This window comes from Stenotrophomonas sp. AS012628 (assembly GCF_010608305.1).
In the GTDB taxonomy this organism is placed as follows: domain Bacteria; phylum Pseudomonadota; class Gammaproteobacteria; order Xanthomonadales; family Xanthomonadaceae; genus Stenotrophomonas; species Stenotrophomonas geniculata.
The window spans coordinates 1-205 of the sequence record NZ_VMBJ01000340.1 but is presented as its reverse complement, the minus strand read 5'-3'; the positions used below and the strand labels follow the sequence as shown (position 1 = coordinate 205).

Below are 205 nucleotides of genomic sequence, written 5' to 3'. Positions count from 1 at the left end.
CGCCTGCATCGCGCAGGCAGGCCGCGACGTCGCGCGAGGTGACAAAACCGTCCCAGCCGAGGAAACGCAGCAGCATCTGCCCGGTGTTGCCGCCGAGCCGGCTGCCGCGCTTGGCGAGCAGCTCCAGCAGCCCGATCTCGTTCGATGACGGCCATGCGCTAAGGAACCTGCCGAAGCTGCCGTGCTCGCGCGCGATCTCCTGCAC

Annotated in this window: 1 pseudogene; it reads right to left on the bottom strand. The window is 69.3% G+C overall.

Annotation, left to right across the window (positions count from 1 at the left end):
- Positions 1–205: pseudogene (locus G5A07_RS22180) on the bottom strand (DNA-3-methyladenine glycosylase I); the annotation flags it as partial.